Source organism: Rhodoferax sp. (assembly GCF_013297935.1).
Taxonomy (GTDB): Bacteria; Pseudomonadota; Gammaproteobacteria; order Burkholderiales; family Burkholderiaceae_C; genus Allorhodoferax.
On sequence record NZ_JAAFIX010000004.1, the window covers coordinates 207,078 to 223,049 of the forward strand.

General features: G+C 62.3%; 14 protein-coding genes. 4 read left to right on the forward strand and 10 right to left on the reverse strand.

Features of this window, described 5'->3' with window-relative positions:
- The first annotated feature begins 126 nt into the window (after nucleotides 1-126).
- Nucleotides 127-2,388 (forward strand): EAL domain-containing protein, encoded by a 2,262-nt coding sequence (locus QZW03_RS08255; protein ID WP_296509504.1) that lies wholly within the window; start codon nucleotides 127-129, stop codon nucleotides 2,386-2,388.
- Between the two features lie 3 nt (nucleotides 2,389-2,391).
- Here QZW03_RS08255 and QZW03_RS08260 read toward each other — a convergent pair whose 3' ends face one another.
- The 3 genes from QZW03_RS08260 to QZW03_RS08270 are packed head-to-tail and all read right to left on the reverse strand — an operon-like array spanning nucleotide 2,392 to nucleotide 4,832.
- On the reverse strand, nucleotides 2,392-3,510 hold the full coding sequence (locus QZW03_RS08260; protein ID WP_296509505.1) for a patatin-like phospholipase family protein: 1,119 nt from the start codon (nucleotides 3,508-3,510) through the stop codon (nucleotides 2,392-2,394).
- 26 nt (nucleotides 3,511-3,536) lie between these two features.
- Nucleotides 3,537-4,400 carry a pirin family protein gene (locus QZW03_RS08265; protein ID WP_296509506.1) on the reverse strand — a complete coding sequence of 288 codons (864 nt, stop codon included), beginning with the start codon at nucleotides 4,398-4,400 and terminating at the stop codon, nucleotides 3,537-3,539.
- A gap of 9 nt (nucleotides 4,401-4,409) precedes the next feature.
- Nucleotides 4,410-4,832, reverse strand: coding sequence for a DoxX family protein (locus QZW03_RS08270; RefSeq protein WP_296509507.1), 423 nt, complete (start codon nucleotides 4,830-4,832; stop codon nucleotides 4,410-4,412).
- Nucleotides 4,833-4,932: 100 nt separating this feature from the next.
- Here QZW03_RS08270 and QZW03_RS08275 point away from each other — a divergent pair, with 100 nt between their 5' ends.
- Nucleotides 4,933-5,862 carry a LysR family transcriptional regulator gene (locus QZW03_RS08275; RefSeq protein WP_296509508.1) on the forward strand — a complete coding sequence of 310 codons (930 nt, stop codon included), beginning with the start codon at nucleotides 4,933-4,935 and terminating at the stop codon, nucleotides 5,860-5,862.
- 84 nt (nucleotides 5,863-5,946) lie between these two features.
- Here QZW03_RS08275 and QZW03_RS08280 read toward each other — a convergent pair whose 3' ends face one another.
- Together QZW03_RS08280 and QZW03_RS08285 are read right to left on the reverse strand one after the other, a co-directional pair.
- Nucleotides 5,947-7,209, reverse strand: coding sequence for an Hsp70 family protein (locus QZW03_RS08280; protein WP_296509578.1), 1,263 nt, complete (start codon nucleotides 7,207-7,209; stop codon nucleotides 5,947-5,949).
- On the reverse strand, nucleotides 7,209-7,880 hold the full coding sequence (locus QZW03_RS08285; protein WP_296509509.1) for a dienelactone hydrolase family protein: 672 nt from the start codon (nucleotides 7,878-7,880) through the stop codon (nucleotides 7,209-7,211). Before QZW03_RS08285 ends, QZW03_RS08280 begins: the two co-directional genes overlap by 1 nt.
- 68 nt (nucleotides 7,881-7,948) lie before the next feature.
- Between QZW03_RS08285 and QZW03_RS08290 the strand changes: the two genes are divergently transcribed.
- Nucleotides 7,949-8,833, forward strand: coding sequence for a DMT family transporter (locus QZW03_RS08290; RefSeq protein WP_296509510.1), 885 nt, complete (start codon nucleotides 7,949-7,951; stop codon nucleotides 8,831-8,833).
- Between the two features lie 48 nt (nucleotides 8,834-8,881).
- Here the strand turns inward: QZW03_RS08290 and QZW03_RS08295 are convergent, their stop codons facing one another.
- The 5 genes from QZW03_RS08295 to ftsY form a co-directional block, all read right to left on the reverse strand.
- The gene (locus tag QZW03_RS08295) at nucleotides 8,882-10,219 is read right to left on the reverse strand and encodes a hypothetical protein (protein WP_296509511.1); all 1,338 of its coding nucleotides are present in this window, start codon (nucleotides 10,217-10,219) and stop codon (nucleotides 8,882-8,884) included.
- 75 nt (nucleotides 10,220-10,294) lie between these two features.
- Entirely contained in the window at nucleotides 10,295-11,197 is a 903-nt protein-coding gene (locus QZW03_RS08300) for a patatin-like phospholipase family protein (protein WP_296509512.1), read from the reverse strand.
- On the reverse strand, nucleotides 11,194-11,817 hold the full coding sequence (locus QZW03_RS08305) for an OmpA family protein (RefSeq protein ID WP_296509513.1): 624 nt from the start codon (nucleotides 11,815-11,817) through the stop codon (nucleotides 11,194-11,196). Before QZW03_RS08305 ends, QZW03_RS08300 begins: the two co-directional genes overlap by 4 nt.
- 121 nt (nucleotides 11,818-11,938) lie before the next feature.
- On the reverse strand, nucleotides 11,939-13,138 hold the full coding sequence (locus tag QZW03_RS08310) for an ABC transporter substrate-binding protein (RefSeq protein WP_296509514.1): 1,200 nt from the start codon (nucleotides 13,136-13,138) through the stop codon (nucleotides 11,939-11,941).
- 72 nt (nucleotides 13,139-13,210) lie between these two features.
- Nucleotides 13,211-14,455, reverse strand: a complete 1,245-nt coding sequence (gene ftsY, locus QZW03_RS08315; RefSeq protein WP_296509515.1) for a signal recognition particle-docking protein FtsY — start codon at nucleotides 14,453-14,455, stop codon at nucleotides 13,211-13,213.
- A gap of 127 nt (nucleotides 14,456-14,582) precedes the next feature.
- Between ftsY and QZW03_RS08320 the strand changes: the two genes are divergently transcribed.
- A complete protein-coding gene (locus tag QZW03_RS08320; protein ID WP_296509579.1) occupies nucleotides 14,583-15,965 on the forward strand; it encodes a pitrilysin family protein in 1,383 nt (460 codons plus the stop codon).
- The last annotated feature ends 7 nt before the right edge of the window (nucleotides 15,966-15,972 follow it).

The following is a 15,972-nucleotide window of genomic DNA, read 5'->3' on the forward strand; positions in this document are numbered from 1 at the left end:
GCCTTTTTGTTGGGGGAAGGACGGTAACTGCTTCGTCAAAAGCGTCCGGAACTGGCGGAGCACGCGCTACTATGCGTTGATGCGCAACTCCACTTCTATCTTGAAACGCATGGAACCGCCCTCAGCATGAATAATGAAAATTGGCTCGGTGCTAAACAACTCAGTCTGGCCACATCGTTACGCTTGTTGTCCACTGCGTCTTTGGTGATCTGTGGCGTGGTGTTTGTTCTTCCGCCTGCCTTGTATTTCGAATGGGCGATGGATGTTGATGCGCGGACTCTGCGGACTGAAGCGCTCCTCAATGCGCAGTCGGTGTTGGCCTTATCGACCCAGCAGCCGGACAGTTGGAGCACCGACCTCAGCTTGCTCCAAGAACTTTTTTCTTCTGAAAACGATGTGGACGATGACGAGGAGCGGCGCTCGGTGTTCTCGGCTAGCGGTCAATTGCTTTTGGAGCAAAGCGCACAAGAACTGGATGCTCCAAGATTGACTGAGCTCGTTCTAATTGGAGACCCGGAAAGTCCCATCGGAAGCGTTGCGGTCACTCGTTCTGTGCGGCATGTTTGGTTGGAATCGGCTTCGGTAGCGGTGGGAAGTCTGGTGTTTTCTGGTTTGCTTTTGTGGTTTATGCGTGGCGTATTGCTGAGTGCTTTGCGTCAGGCCATCGAGAAGCTGCAAGAAGAGAAAGAGCGGGCTCTGATAACGCTCCGGTCTATCGGCGATGCTGTCATCACCACAGATTCAGAGATGCGCGTGCAGTATCTCAATCCGGTCGCTGAGTCTTTGACGGGATGGACCACGGAAGAGGCGCAAGGCCTCTTGATGGACGAGGTTTTTTTCATCGTCCAGGAGGAAAGTCGGGCTCCCGCAGTGAATCCCATCAAGGAGTGCTTACAAAGCCTTCAGATCGTGGAAATGGAAAACCATACGGTGTTGGTTCGCCGTGGCGATGGTCAAGAGTTCCACATTGAAGATTCTGCAGCGCCTATCCTCCACTCTGACGGTCGGGCCATCGGCGCAGTGATGGTTTTTCATGACGTCACCGAGCGCAAAGCTTCTCAGCAACAGCTGAAGCACACCGCCTTTCACGACACCCTCACAGGGCTACCCAATCGCCAGCTGTTTCGCAATCGGATATTGACGGCCACTGAGGCTTCGCGCGCAGACGGGACGATCACTGCTGTTCTGTTCCTGGATCTGGATCGCTTCAAGGGTATTAACGACAGCTTAGGGCACAGTGTGGGCGATGAGTTACTGATTTTGGTGGCGAAACGCCTGCGTCAGTGTGTACGCGAGTCCGACACCGTCGCACGAATGGGGGGTGACGAATTCACCGCTGTCCTGGGCGGCATACATTCCGTGGACAACGTCCGCTTGATTGGCGAAAAGATGTTGGCATCTTTGGCGAATCCGTTTCACATCGAAGGCCAACATCTGCGTATTTCCACGAGCATCGGCGTTTCACTGTTCCCGCAGGATGCAGACAATCTGGAGGACCTGCTGAAACTCGCAGATAGTGCGATGTACCAGGCCAAAGATTCAGGACGCAACAACGTTCAGTTCTACACACCGGACTTGAATACCCGGGCCACGGAGAAGTTGCAATTGGAGTACGCGCTGCATACCGCGCTCGAAAACAATGAATATGCGCTGGTCTATCAGCCCAAGTTGGACCTGACAACGGGAAAGATTCTGGGCGTTGAGGCTTTGTTGCGATGGGTGAGTCCGGAGCGAGGAATCGTGATGCCCGGGGACTTTATCGACCGCCTCGAAGAAACGGGCCGCATCGTACAAGTGGGCCTCTGGGTGCTGAAGACCGCTATTCAACAAGCAAAGCATTGGTTGGATGCAGGTTGCCCCAAGGTGGTCTCGGTCAACGTGTCGGCTTATCAATTGCGCCAATCCGGGCTGGTGGCGGACATTGCAGGAATGTTGGATGCAGCTTCCTTGCCAGCGAAATGGTTGCAGATTGAACTCACTGAGTCCCTGTTGATGAACGACGCTGATCGAAGTGATTTTTTGTTTGCCGATCTACTGGGTATTGGCGTGGGTATCGCATTAGATGACTTCGGCACGGGCTACTCTTCGCTCGGGTACTTGCGCAAGTTTCCGATTCAAGAATTGAAGATTGACCGGTCTTTTGTCACGGATATCGATTCGAGCGAAACGGCGGAGCGAGTTGTCAAAACCGTGGTCGAGTTGGGCCAAGCGTTAAACATGTACGTAACCGCTGAAGGTGTCGAAACGGCAGAGCAGTTGCTGCGTTTGCGGGCCATGGGCTGTGATGCCGTTCAGGGCTTCCATTTGGCCCGTCCTATGGACTCTGAAGCGTTAGACGTGTGGTTAACTGAGTTTCAACCCAGTGCTGACATCAGTTTTGAGATCTGAGGCCTAAGCAGCAGGCGGTACCCGCAAGTCATCCAGGTAGTCGGCGGCGATGTTGATGCTGCACTCCACACCTATCGATGCAATGTGCTTGCGCAGCCAGCGCTTTGCACATGTTCGCCCGAGGTCCCGCAGCGTGTGTATCAATTTGGAGTCGGTGTCCGATTTGCTGGAGGCGGGGTACTCCTCCAGCGCGCCGCCGCCATCGATACGGTGCATCAACACATTTTTGTAGCGAGCCGGGTCCAACTTGCCTTCGACCAGCAGGCGCTTCACAAAGTCGATGGCGCGCATCTCTGCCATGAGCGCCGAGTTGAAAGTGATTTCATTGAGCCGGTCCAGAATGCCCGCCGCCGTGGTGGGCAATGCGTTGCGGTGGATGGGGTTGATCTGCACCAGCAGCACATCGGGGCTGGTGCATTCGTAAATCAGCGGGTGAATGGCGGGGTTACCGGCGTAGCCACCATCCCAGTAGTGCTCGCCTTCGATCTCTACCGCCTGAAACACCGTGGGCAGGCAGGCCGAGGCCATGACTGCATCGGCAGTAAGTCGCTTGCCCGAAAAAATCTCGGCTTTGCCACTGCGCACTTGGGTGGCCACCACAAACACCTTGAGCGGCTGGTAGGCGGCCAGGCGCTCAAAGTCTATTTGCCGCTCCAGGAAGGTGCGTAGGGGGTTGATGTCCAGCGGGTTGCTTTGGTAGGGGGACACTGCCTGCGTCCAGAAACTGGTGACCGCGTCCGAGAGAATCTGGCTGGGCGATGCCGAGCCGGTCAGGGCGGAGAGCCCGCCGAACAGCAAATCGAACGGCACCTTGTGCGCCCCGGCCAGTGTGTTGCTGAGCGCGCCCATGCTGACCACGCCCTCCCAAAAGTCGGCCAGCGACTGCCGGGCGCTGTCCCGGGCCGCCGCAGGCGGTGCGCCTTCAGCTTGCGCAAAGCCATGGGCCAGTGCCACCGCATTCATGGCGCCGGCACTGGTGCCGCTGATGCCCTCAAAGTCCAAGCGACCATCTTCCAGCAAAGCGTCCAGCACGCCCCAGGTGAACGCCCCATGCGAGCCCCCGCCTTGGAGGGCGAGGTTGACGATGGGGGGCGTCGTAGCGGAGCGTTTGGCGTCAGTCATGGCCCAAGCTTAGGGCAAAGAGTCATTCAGGCGGCTGACGGGGTGCCCAAAACCCCATCCCGGAAATCACTCAGCGCCTGGTAAATCTCCTGCTGCGAGTTCATGACGAAGGGGCCGTATTGCACGATGGGCTCTTTCAGGGGCTTGCCAGCAATCAATAGCAACTTGGCATCCGCGCTGGTAGTGATGGTCACGCCGTCGCTGGCGGCATCGTTCGTGAAGATCGCCATGCGTTGGGTGGGCACAGTCTTTTCGCCCACCTGCACCTCGCCACGGTACACATAGATGAACGCGTTGTGCGTGGCGGCTAGCGCCTGGCTGAAACTGCTGCCCGCGGGCATGTGCACATCGAGGTACAGCGGCTGGGTTTTTTCGCGCTGCACGGCACCTGCGGTGCCCTGGCTTTCGCCGGCGATCACGGTCACTTGCACGCCTTGGTCGCTAGTTACCGTGGGTAGGTCGGTGGCCTGGATGTCGCGGTACCACGGCGCGCCCATCTTTTCGCTGCTGTGCAGGTTCAGCCAAAGCTGAAAGCCTTCCATGCGGCCTTCGGTCTGCTGCGGGATCTCGGAGTGGATCACGCCGCGCCCAGCGGTCATCCACTGCACGCCGCCGTCGGTCACCAGGCCTTCGTGGCCGGCGCTGTCGCGGTGGCGCATGCGCCCACTGAGCATGTAAGACACGGTCTCAAATCCGCGGTGCGGATGCTCGGGGAAGCCTGCAAGGTAGTCGTCCGGGTTGTCGCTGCCGAATGCATCCAGCATCAGGAAGGGGTCGAGGCGGTGCTGCAAGTTTTGCGTCAACACCCGGGTGAGCTTGACGCCCGCGCCATCCGAGGTGGCCTGACCGGCCACTAGGCGCTCGATGGTGCGAGAGTGTTGAACGGTCATGGGAGCTCCTTAAGCGCGGCGAGCGTCCAAGCTCCAGCCACCAGCACCGTTGGCAGCCAGGGCCAACAAGCCACCGACCACAGCCACGTTCTTGAAGAACAGCAACTGCACCACCATCACTTGGTCAGCAGGCACCGCCCAAAACGCGTGAAAGAAGAAGCTGGCCACCAGCGTGAACGCCGCCAACACCACAGCGGCGATGCGGGTGCCGAAGCCTGCAATCAGCGCCACGCTGCCGACAATTTCAACCAGCAGTGCCAGCACAGCGCCCACCGCAGGCAGTGGCAAACCGACGGAGGCGATGTAGCCCACGGTGCCTTCAAAGCCGGTCAGCTTACTGATGCCGGCGGGCAGAAACAGGGCGGCCAGGAGTACGCGACCTGCGAGGTTGATTGCGTTTTGGGCGGTATTGGAAGTGTGGCTGGAGGACATGAGGGTTTCCTTTCAAGGGAGAAGTTGTTTGCGATGGGTGAACTGTATTCCTCATCAATCGGCCGGAGAATCCCTTGGAATGGATATGATTGTTGTCCCTATGGAACAATCTAGCGCGCTCCACACTACGGCTATAGATCCGAATGACTTGCTCATCTTTGCCCGTGTGGCCGAGCTGGGCAGCTTTAGCCGCGCGGCCGACAAGGTGGGCTTGCCCAAGTCCAGCGTGTCGCGCCGGCTTGCGGCGCTGGAGCAGCGCTTGGGCGAGCGCTTGCTGCTGCGCACCACCCGCCGCCAGACCCTCACCGAGTTCGGCCAGCAACTGTTGGAGCACGCACGGCAAGTGGTGCTGGAGGTCGAGGCCGTAGCCGCCCTGAGCGAGCGCCGCCAGGCCACGCCCACCGGGCGACTGCGCGTCTCCATGCCCTCAGACATTGCCAACTTGTTGCTGGCCGACATGCTGGGGGCATTTGTGGCCATGTACCCCGACATTTCGCTGGAGCTGGACCTGTCGGCCCGACGCGTAGACCTGTTGGGCGAAGGTTTTGACGTGGCCTTGCGCATCGGCGCTTTGCCGGACGACAGCCTGCTCGCTGCACGGCGCTTGCGCCTGATGTCCACCGGGTTGTATGCCTCGCCCCGGTACCTGGCGGAACACGGCACACCGCAAGCGCCGCAAGACCTACTGCAGCACCAGGTGGTGCGCTTGCTGGGCGGCAACGGGGAGCCCGTGCCCTGGCGCTTGGTAAATGGCGATCAAGAGTGGACTGCGCTACCGCCCGGCCGGTTTGCCGCCAACGCACCCGACCTGCTGCTGCGCATGGTGTTGGCGGGCGCTGGCATAGGCGCAGTCCCCGACGTGTTTGCCCAGCCCGATGTGCGCCGCCATGCCTTGGTGCGCATCCTGCCCGACTGGTGTTTTCCCCGCATGCCCGTATCCGCCGTCTTCCCCGGTCGCAAGCTCATGCCGCCCAAGACGCGGGTGTTTATTGAGATGCTACAGGCGGCTTTGGGGGAGTCGGCCCAATGAGCATCAAAAGTGCACCCAGCCCTTGTGGAGTGTCCGCGAGTAGCTACTAAATCAAAAGCAGATCAGTAGCAAGTCAGTAGCAAATCAATACGGGTGTACTGCCCCCGCCCACGCCAGCCCGGCGGCTACACCGCCAAAACGGTTGCCTTCTACCAGCGTGGCTTCGGGCATGGCTTGGCGCAGCGCCTCGATCAGGGTGCGCAGTGCGGACGAACCGCCGGTGAGGTACACCGCGTCCACCGCTTGCAGCCCGGCTGCGGCCACGCAGTCCTGGGCGCACTGCACCACCTGCGCCAGCGAGGAGTGCAAGGCGCTTTCCATGTTCACCGCGTCCACGGTGGGGGCCAGGCGGCGGTCCAGAAAGTCGAGGTCCACCAACGCACTGTCACCGCTGATGGAGCAGGCAATCTTGGCCGCCTCCACACTGGCGAGCATGCGGTGGCCGTGCTGCTCTTCCAGCGCGTCCATCAGGCGGCGGTGCAGGGCCTGGTCGGTGTAGTCCGTCCACAGCTCTTTGGCAAAGTGCATGGACTTGCGGGTGTACGCCTGATGAATCAGGTGCCAGGTGCTCAGGTCAAAAAACACGCTGTTGGGCACAATGCGCCCGCCGGTGCCCACGTGCTTGTAGCCCAAGTAGGGCATCACGGTGGCAAGGTCCAGCAAGCGGTCAAAGTCGGTGCCGCCAATGTGCACGCCGGTGGTGGCCAGAATGTCTGCCGTGCGGTCGCCCTGCGCGCTGCGCTCGGGGTTCAGGCGGATGACCGTAAAGTCCGAGGTGCCGCCGCCAATGTCCACCACGAGTGCGGTGGTTTCGGTGGCCACGCGCTGCTCGTAGTCCAGCGCGGCGGCAATGGGTTCGAGCTGGTAAGCGATGTGGGTGAAGCCGGCCTCTGTGGCGGCACGGCCCAGCGTCTCTTGGGCCAGCAGGTCGCGCTCAGCGTTGTCGTCCACAAAGTGCACCGGGCGGCCCAACATGGCGTGGGTCAGGGGCTGGCCCACATGGGCTTCGCAGCGGCGCTTGAGCTCTTTAAAGAACAGCACCACGATGTCAAAGAAGCGGATGCTCTTGTCGCCCACCGCGGTGTACTCGTCCATCAGGCCACTGCCCAGCAGGCTTTTGAGCGAGCGCAGCAGCCGGCCTTCGGTGCCATTCAGGTAAGCCTGCATGGCCTCTGCGCCATAGAGCACGGTGTGGGTTTCGCTGGCAAAAAACAGTGCGGTCGGCATTTCTGACTTGGCACCGTCCAGCGGGATTACTTGCAACGCGCCTTGCGCGTCAATCAGTGCGCAGGCGGAATTCGAGGTGCCGAAGTCAATGCCGAGCACCAGAGGGTGAGCAGTCTCCATCACGCGGGCAACACTTGTTTCAGAAACGCCGCAATGTCGGCCACCTCACGCGGGTGCACGCTGTGTGGCATGGGGTAGGTGTGCCACTGCACGGGGTGGCCCAGGGCGGCCAGCGCATCGCGCGAGTCTTCACCGCGCTTCAAGATCACCACCGGGTCCTGGGTGCCGTGGGCCATGAAGATGGGGGTGGTGGCGTTGGCGGTGTGGCGCTCGGCGGCAAAGCGGTCTGCCAGCGGCAGGTAACCCGACAAGGCCATGACGCCGGCAATCTTGTGCGGCAGGCGCAGCCCGGTGTGCAGGGCCATAGCGCAGCCCTGGCTGAAGCCCGCCAGCACAATGCGCTCCGCCGCAATGCCACGCGCCACTTCGCGCTCCACCAGCGCCGCAATGGCGGCCTCAGAGCGCTGAATGCCCGCTGCATCCTGCTTGCTCACCAGGTCCATGCCGTACAGGTCGTACCAGCCGGGCATGACGTAGCCGCCGTTGATGCTGATCGGGATGCTGGGTGCCTGCGGAAACACAAAGCGAATGGGCTGGCAGCCCTCCAGGTCCAGCTCGGGCACCAGGCCTGCAAAGTCATCGCTGGTAGCGCCCAGCCCGTGCATCCAGATGACGGCGGCGGTAGGGTGGGGGGCGGATTCGAGTTCGATGCAGTCGAGCAGGGCAGTCATGGCGCGGGCCTTGGTTTTCAATTTGGGAGACGGGTTTATACCTGAGTTGGAGCGGTTATCGTCAAGGCATGTCGTCACATCGTTTTCATCATGTGCTGCCGTTGCTGGCAGTTTTGGGCTCTGTCACTGCCTTGGGGCTGGGCACGTCATTGGCCAAACAGTTGTTTCCAGTGGTGGGCTCCCTGGGCACCACGGCCTTGCGGGTGGGGTTTTCGGCGGTGATATTGCTGTTGCTGTGGCGGCCCTGGCGCTGGGCACTCTCGCCTGCTGACCGCATGTCGCTGCTGCGCTATGGCGTGGCGCTGGGGCTCATGAACTTATTGTTCTACATGTCGCTGCGCACCATTCCGTTTGGTATTGCGGTGGCGATTGAGTTTTCCGGGCCCTTGGCGGTAGCGCTGTACTCGTCGCGAAAGCCGGTGGACTTTGTGTGGCTGGCATTGGCGATTGCGGGGCTGGGTTTGCTGCTGCCTTTCGGTGGCGATGTGCAGTCGCTCGACGTGACCGGTGTGCTCTATGCACTGGCTGCCGCCGCATTCTGGGGGGCTTACATCGTGTTCGGCAAGCGGGTGGGGCACTTGCATGCGGGCCACTCGGTGGCGCTGGGTCTCACCGTGGCGGCCATGACGGTGGTGCCCTTTGGCGTCTGGCACGCGGGCGCTGCCCTGCTGGAGCCACACACTTTGCTGATCGGGCTGGTGGTGGCTGCGATCTCCAGCGCCATTCCTATCTCGCTGGAGATGGTGGCTTTGAAGCGCCTGCCGCAAGAGGCCTTCGGCATCATGACCAGCATGGAGCCAGCGGTGGCGGCCTTGCTGGGCTTGTTGTTTCTCCATGAGCAGCTCACAGTGCCGCAATGGTGGGCGATTGTGTGCATCATGGGTGCCGCCGCGGGCAGCGCGGCTACCGCCCGCCGTGAGCCCGCAGCGCTAGCCACCAGCACCCCGGCTTAAAGCATGTGGGGGTGAAGGGGCCGCACCCGCTGAGGGTACGCGGCGTTTTCAGGTCTTGCTATCACTTGCGCGAGCCTGCGCTTCGAGTTGGGCCACGCGCTTTTCGAGCTGGTTGCTGCGTTGGTGGTGGTGCATGACCTGGTCTCGCCGGTCGATGGCGGCGCGGGCCGCTCGGTCAAACCAGGGTTGCCAGAGTGCCGGCGCCTTGGGCGGGCGTTTGATATTGGGGCCCTCGGCGTTTTGCACATAGTCGGCCAGTTGCAGCGCGGGCAAGGCAAAGCGCCGGGTTACCCAGAGTGCTGTGCCGGCGGTGGCCAGCAAGCCGATCAATCCGGTCAGCAGTACCGGCAAGGCTTGGGTCACAGCCCGGGTGCCCACCACGCTGGCAGGTGCATAAATGACCAGGCTGAACGGCGAGCCCCGCAAGGCATAGCGCATCCACCCGTTCTCGGTGGTGTAGGGCCCGGCCGGTAGGGTGGCCCGGCTGTCGCTCGCGGCCAGGGCGCGGCCCTCGGTGTCGACCACCCAGGCTTGCCCCAAAGGGAGCGGGTGTTGCTGCATCACTGCGGTCAATGCGTCCAGGGCCAGGTCGGCCCCCATCACCCCCACATAGGTGTCTGACAGGTACACCGGCACCAACACGGACACCACAGGCGTCTTTTTGACCGGATCCGCATGCATGGCCGTCCACACCGGCTCTTTCTGGAGGTTGCGCTGGGGACCGGCGGCCAGCAGCGGGGTGGTTCCTGCGCTGTCCCACAAAGTGGCCAGTGCGGCGCCCATGTCGCCCTTGCCGGTTGCTGCCAGCAGCTCGTCGCGGGCTTGCGCGGGATATACCCAGCGCCAGCGCTGGGATGCGTCGTAAAAATAGCTCCACACCAAACGCTGTTGCTGGGTGTGGGCCGCTACGGCCTGGCCCAGAGCGCCCAGAGGGGCATTGAGCTCCCGGCGGTAGTCGCCGCCGGAGGCCGGGTTCACATGCACCGAGCCCATGTCTTTGGCCAGGTCCTGGGGTATGCGGTCCCAGGGGGCGTCGCGCAGCGGTGCCAGGTTGCGGCGCTCCAGGCGCTCGGCAAGGCCTGCGTCGTTGAAGGCGGGTTGGCGCAGGTTGCGCTCTGCGCTCTGGCGCATGCCCATGACGTGCTGCCGGGCGGCGTCCAGCGGGGTGTTGAGGGCAATCTGCAATTGCTCACCCTGTGCACTCAAGGCCCATTGCAGCGCAGATTTTTGGCGGCTGTAGACACTCCACCCGCCCAGCAGCAGGGCAAGCGTCAGCCCGCCCAGGACCAGCGCGAGGCTGGTGCGCTGTGCGCGCAACAGCGTGGTGGCACCGGCGGGCGGCGCGGAGGATGAAGGAGAGGGGGAAGGTGGGGCGGTGAGCGGCATAGCGCTATTGTGGCCCCGCAAGCGCGCCTGCCGCCAGTTGCTTTCGCAAGCGGCGGCGGTGGCGCGCCAGCCGGTTTACTTGCCCTTGGCGGCGAGTGGGATCTTGAGCTTCAGCTCTGCCAGAGCGGAGCGCCCTGCCACGTAGCCGGCCTGAATCAAGTCTTTGCGGGCGGCAAAGTCGGTGCTGCTGAAGCGCGAAGTGTCCGGCCGGATCACCATGTCGGCCTCTTTGGACTCCAAAGCGGTGAGTGCGCGGCCCATGATTTCAAACGATTGCAAAATGACTTCGTACAAGCCATTGCCCACATTGTTCTGGGGTTTGGTGCCGACGTCGATGGCAATCACCTGGGTGGCGCCCAAGGTGCGCGCAAAGCGCACCGGCAAGGGGCTGACCAAGCCGCCATCCACCAGCTCCATGCCGCCGACCAAGGCAGGCACAAAAACTCCCGGAATAGCGCTGGAGGCCCGAACGGCCTGCCCGGTGTCACCGGAGCGCAAAAGCACCGCTTCGCCGCTCTGCAGGTTGGTGGCAACCGCGCCAAACGTGAGCTTGAGCTTTTCGATGGGCTGGTTGCGCACGTACTCATTCACAAGTTTTTGCAGTGCCTCGCCGGCAAACATTCCGCGTTTGTTGGCGGAGTTGAGGTCTGCGACATCAATATCGCGCACCTTGAGTGCTACCTCTTCCATTTGCCACGGGCTGAAGCCGGCGGCATAAAACGCGCCGACCAAAGAGCCCGCGCTGGTGCCTACCACCACGTCTGGCTTGTAGCCGCTTTCTTCCAAGGCTTTGAGCACCCCGATGTGGGCGAAACCACGGGCAGAGCCTCCGCCCAGCACCACACCCAGTTTGCCGGGGCGCTTGGGGCTGGCTTGCGCCCACGCCGGGCGGGTAATGCCTGCGGCAGAGGCCAGCGCCAGGCCGCCCATCAGTTGCCGGGTGAACGCGCGGCGCGGCACGAGGGAGCCTGCGGTCATGGTGTTTTCACCCCTTGAATCAGACCCTTGTCCATCATGGCCTTGAGACGGTCCCACGCGTTTTCAAAGGCGTTGGGGGCTTCTCCGCGGGTGATGTTTTCGACTTTTTCTTCCAGAATGACCACTTCCACCCGCCGGTTGAGCTTGCGCCCGTCGTCGGTCGCGTTGGAGGCAATAGGGCGGTTGAACGAGTAGCCGGTGGTGCTCAGGCGCTTGGCGTCTACACCCTGTGCGAGCAACGCTTCGCGCACGCTGCGGGCGCGGGCTTCGGAGAGCTCATGGTTCAGGGCTTCGTTGCCGAGGTTGTCGGTGTGGCCTTCGAGGACCACATTTTTGTCGGTTTTGGTGTTGATCAGCTGGGCAACCCGCTGCAGGTAGGCCTCAGACTCGGTAGCTTTCAGACTGGCCTTGCCGGATTCGAACAGGGCAGCACTGGGCAGAAAAATTTGTACGCCACGCTCAGACTGGGCAATGGGCAAGGTGGGGCCGCTGTAAGCAGGGGCCGCAGGTGCGACAGGGGCTTGTTGGCAGGCGCTCAGCAAGGCGCCGGCCAAGACAAATGCGACAGCGTTTGCGCTGACTCGCAGCAAAGGTTGTGTGAAACGGGTGGTAGTAGACATGCAAACAGTTCCAGGTGAATGGCCGCCAACCGGCCAGACGGTATTGAAACGGCAGGCCTCAGGTCTGTCTACCGTTTCAACACCGGTACTTCAAATAGTCCACCATTCTGCACACTAGTTCTCAGGTGCCGTAGCGCTTGGTCCACTCTTTTTCGAGCGCATCGACCCAGCTGCCGTTGGGCTCTGGAATAGCGGGTGCGGGCTTTTCCACCTGGCCTGGCAGAGGCTTGGCGGAGAAGGCGGCGCGCTCGGTAGCGCTGAGCTTGTCCAGCGCCAACACGGTGGGGTCGCCCCACACGGCAATGTCGGCCTTGCGGGCTTGCGCCTCGGCGCTAAGCAAGAAGTTGGCAAACACTTGCGCACCCTCTTTGGCGGTGGCGTTGACCGGAATGGCCACAAAGTGGGTGTTGCCGATGGTGCCGCTACTGAATTGATAGCTGGTCACGCTAGCAGGGAGGCGCTTGGCGGCTATTTCGTTCGCAGCATCGTTCGGGTTGAAGGTGAGTGCAATGGCCACCTCTCCATCGGCCAGCATCTGGCGGATGGCTTCTGCGTTGTTGGGGAACTGCTTGCCGCCGCGCCACAGGTGCGGGTGCATTTGGTCCAGCGCAGCCCACAGGGGGGCCGTGGTTTTGGCAAAAGCGTCGGGCGTGACGGGCTTGTAGAGCGCATCGCGGTTAGTGTTCACGTCCATCAGCATTTGCTTCAAAAAGGTGGTGCCGTGGAAGTTGGGCGGGCGCGGGTAGGTCACGCGGCCAGGGTTGGCTTTGGCAAACGCTTGCAGTTCGGCCAGGTTTTGCGGTGGCTTGGGCGTGCGCTTGCTGTCGACCATAAAGGTCAGCTGCGCCATGCCCCAGGGGGCTTCTAGACCATCAGTGGGCTCTGCAAAGTCTAGGCGCGTGGTGGGCTTGCCTTGTACGTCCACCTTGGCGTACGAGGGCAGGCTCTCGGCAAAGGGCCCGAAGAGCAAACCTTCGCGCTTCATGGTCAAAAAGTTTTCACCATTGATCCACACCATGTCCACGCTGCCATTGGTTTTGCCGGCGGCTTTTTCGTTGCGCACCCGCTTGATCATGTCGGGCGCATCAGCAATCTTGACGTGCTGCACCGTCACGCCAAAGCGCTTTTGTGCCTCGCCCGCGGCCCACTGGATGTAGGCGTTGATGGTCTCCGAGCCGCCCCAGGCGTTGAAATACACCGTCTGCCCTTTGGCCTTGGCCTCAATGGCCGACCATGCGGGGGTGCTTTGGGCGAAGGCGGGGGCTGCAATGGCCGTGCCGGTGAGGGCGAGGAGGTGGCGACGTTGAAGGTGAATGCTCATAGGTCCGCTAGTCTGGTGAAAACGATAGGTCGGACCTTAGGCCCGTTTCTTACACCTTGCGGGGTACAAGGCTTAGGCCAGCAAGGCCTGCGCAAATTCCCGCGCGTTGAAAGTCTCCAGCTCGTCGAGCTTTTCGCCCACGCCGATGAAATACACCGGAATAGGCCGCTCGCGCGCAATGGCTGCCAACACGCCGCCCTTGGCAGTGCCGTCGAGCTTGGTGACGATCAGGCCGGTGAGGCCCAGTGCATCGTCGAACGCTTTGACCTGCTGCACCGCGTTCTGGCCGGTGTTGCCGTCAATCACCAGCAGCACCTCGTGCGGTGCGGTGCCGTCGGCTTTGGCAATCACGCGTTTGATTTTTTTCAGCTCTTCCATGAGGTGCAGCTGGGTGGGCAGGCGGCCTGCCGTGTCCACGAGCACCACATCTTTGCCGCGCGCTTTGCCGGCGGTGACCGCGTCATAGCTCACGGCTGCAGGGTCGCCACCCTCCTGGCTCACGATTTCCACGGTATTGCGATCGGCCCACACGGTGAGCTGCTCGCGCGCAGCGGCGCGGAAGGTGTCGGCTGCGGCCAGCAGCACGCTGGCGTTGCTGTCTGCGAGGTGCTTGGTCAGCTTGCCGATGCTGGTGGTTTTGCCCGCGCCGTTCACGCCCGCCACCATGATGACGGTGGGTGTGTGCTCGCCGATCACCAGCGGTTTTTGCAGGGGTTGCAGCAGCTCGGTCAGCTCGGCGATGAGGATGTTTTTGAGGGCAATCGGGTGGGTCACGCCGGTGGCCTTGACCTTTTTACGCAGTGCTGTCGTCAGGTGCTCGGTGGCGGCCACGCCCGCGTCGGCCATGAGCAGGGCGCTTTCGAGGTCTTCGTAGAGCGCCTCGTCGATCTGGCTGCCGCCAAACACGCCGGAGATGTTGCTCGCGGTCTTGCCCAAGCCTGCCTTGAGCTTGTCCAGCCACTTCTGGCGCTCAGGCGGCGTTGCCGGGGGTTCGGGAATGTCGATAGGTGCGACCAAGGCACTGCCGATCAGTGAGCCGCTGCCCCAGCTGGGCTCTTGCACGGCGGGTGCTGCTGGCGCTGTTTGCGCCGGCGCAGCTACCTGTATTTCGGGTGCCGCGGGGCTGGTCTCCACCGTGTGGGCTGCTGCGGGTGAGGGGGCTGCCCGGGGTGCGTCAGGCAGCGCGGGCGGGGTCACTGCGGGCGCGGCTTGGGCTGCGGGCGATGGCAATTCGGCGGCCAAAGGCACGTCGGGCGCTACCGCTTCAGGGGCCGGAGTCGTCGAGGAAAAGAATTTCTTTTTGAAAAAACTGAACATGAGTGCGTTTCTAGAATCACAGCATTCTATGAAACACCCATTTCACCTGACGGGCGCCCGCAGGGCGGCCCCGGTTTCTGCGCTGGCCTTGGCCATTGCTTTTGCCATTCCCACTCTCATTCTGTCCATGCCCGCCTCCGCCACGGAGGTGCCGACTGCTCCAGCCGCCGCGCTGGCACAGCAGTTCAGCTTGAAGAATGGCATGACCCTGATCGTCAAACCCGATCGGCGCGCTCCCACGGCGGTGCATATGCTGTGGGTGCGCGTGGGCTCGATGGACGAGGTAGACGGCAGCAGCGGGGTGGCGCATGTGCTGGAGCACATGATGTTCAAGGGAACGCCCACGGTGAAAGCCGGGGACTTTTCCCGCAAGGTGGCCGCACTGGGCGGGCGCGAAAATGCCTTCACTAGCAAGGACTACACCGGCTACTTTCAACAAATCCCCTCCCAGCGGCTGGAAGATGTCATGCGCCTGGAGGCCGACCGCTTTGCCCACAACACCTGGTCTGACGAAGACTTCCGCAAAGAGCTGGAGGTGGTGAAAGAAGAGCGCCGCCTGCGCACCGAAGACAAGCCCCACGCTCGCTTGCATGAAGCCATGGAAGGGGTGACCTACCAGGCCGACCCCTACCGCCGCCCCATTGTGGGCTGGATGAGTGACCTCGAAAGCTTGCAGCCTGAGGATGCGCGCGATTTCTACCGCCGCTGGTACACGCCCGCCAATGCTGCCGTCGTGGTGGCTGGCGATGTGGAGGTCGACACTGTGCGCGCCCTGGCCGAAAAATACTACGGCAGCCTGCCGGTGCGCGCCTTGCCGCAGCGCAAACCCCGCACCGAGCCGGAGCAGACCGGTTTGCGGCGGCTCGACTTCAAAGCCCCGGCAGAGCAGGCCTATGTGGCGCTCTCTTTTAAGGTGCCCGGCCTCAAGCCGGAGGGTTTGCCGGGCCGGGCAGATGCGCCCATGGACCCGGCCAGCGCAGACGCCCTGGCCTTGACCGTGCTCTCTGCGGTGCTGTCAGGTTATGACGGTGCCCGCATTCCCCGGGCGCTGACCCTTACCGAGCCTTCGGTGGCGGATAGTGCAGGTGCGTATTACGGCCTGACGGCCCGGGGCCCGCAATTGTTTTCGCTTTACGGTGTACCCGCCGCGGGCAAAAGCGCTGCCGACGTGGAGGCTGCACTGCGCGCCCAGATCGCGCTGGTAGCCCAGGGCGGCGTGACCGAGGCCGAGTTGGCCCGGGTGAAAAACCGCTGGGTGGCCGGCGAAATCTACAAGCAAGACAGTGTGTTCAATCAGGCCCGCTTGCTGGGCGTGAGCTGGATCAACGGTTTCGCCCTCGGGAGCGATACCGTCTTGCTCCAACGCCTGCGCCAGGTCAGCGCAGCACAGGTGCAGGCCGTGGCCGCCCGCTACTTCGGGGACGACGCCTTGACGGTGGCGACCCTTCTCCCCCAGCCGCTGGATACCGCCCGCAAGCCCCGTTCCCCGGCGGCAGGCTTGCGGCATTGAGCAGATA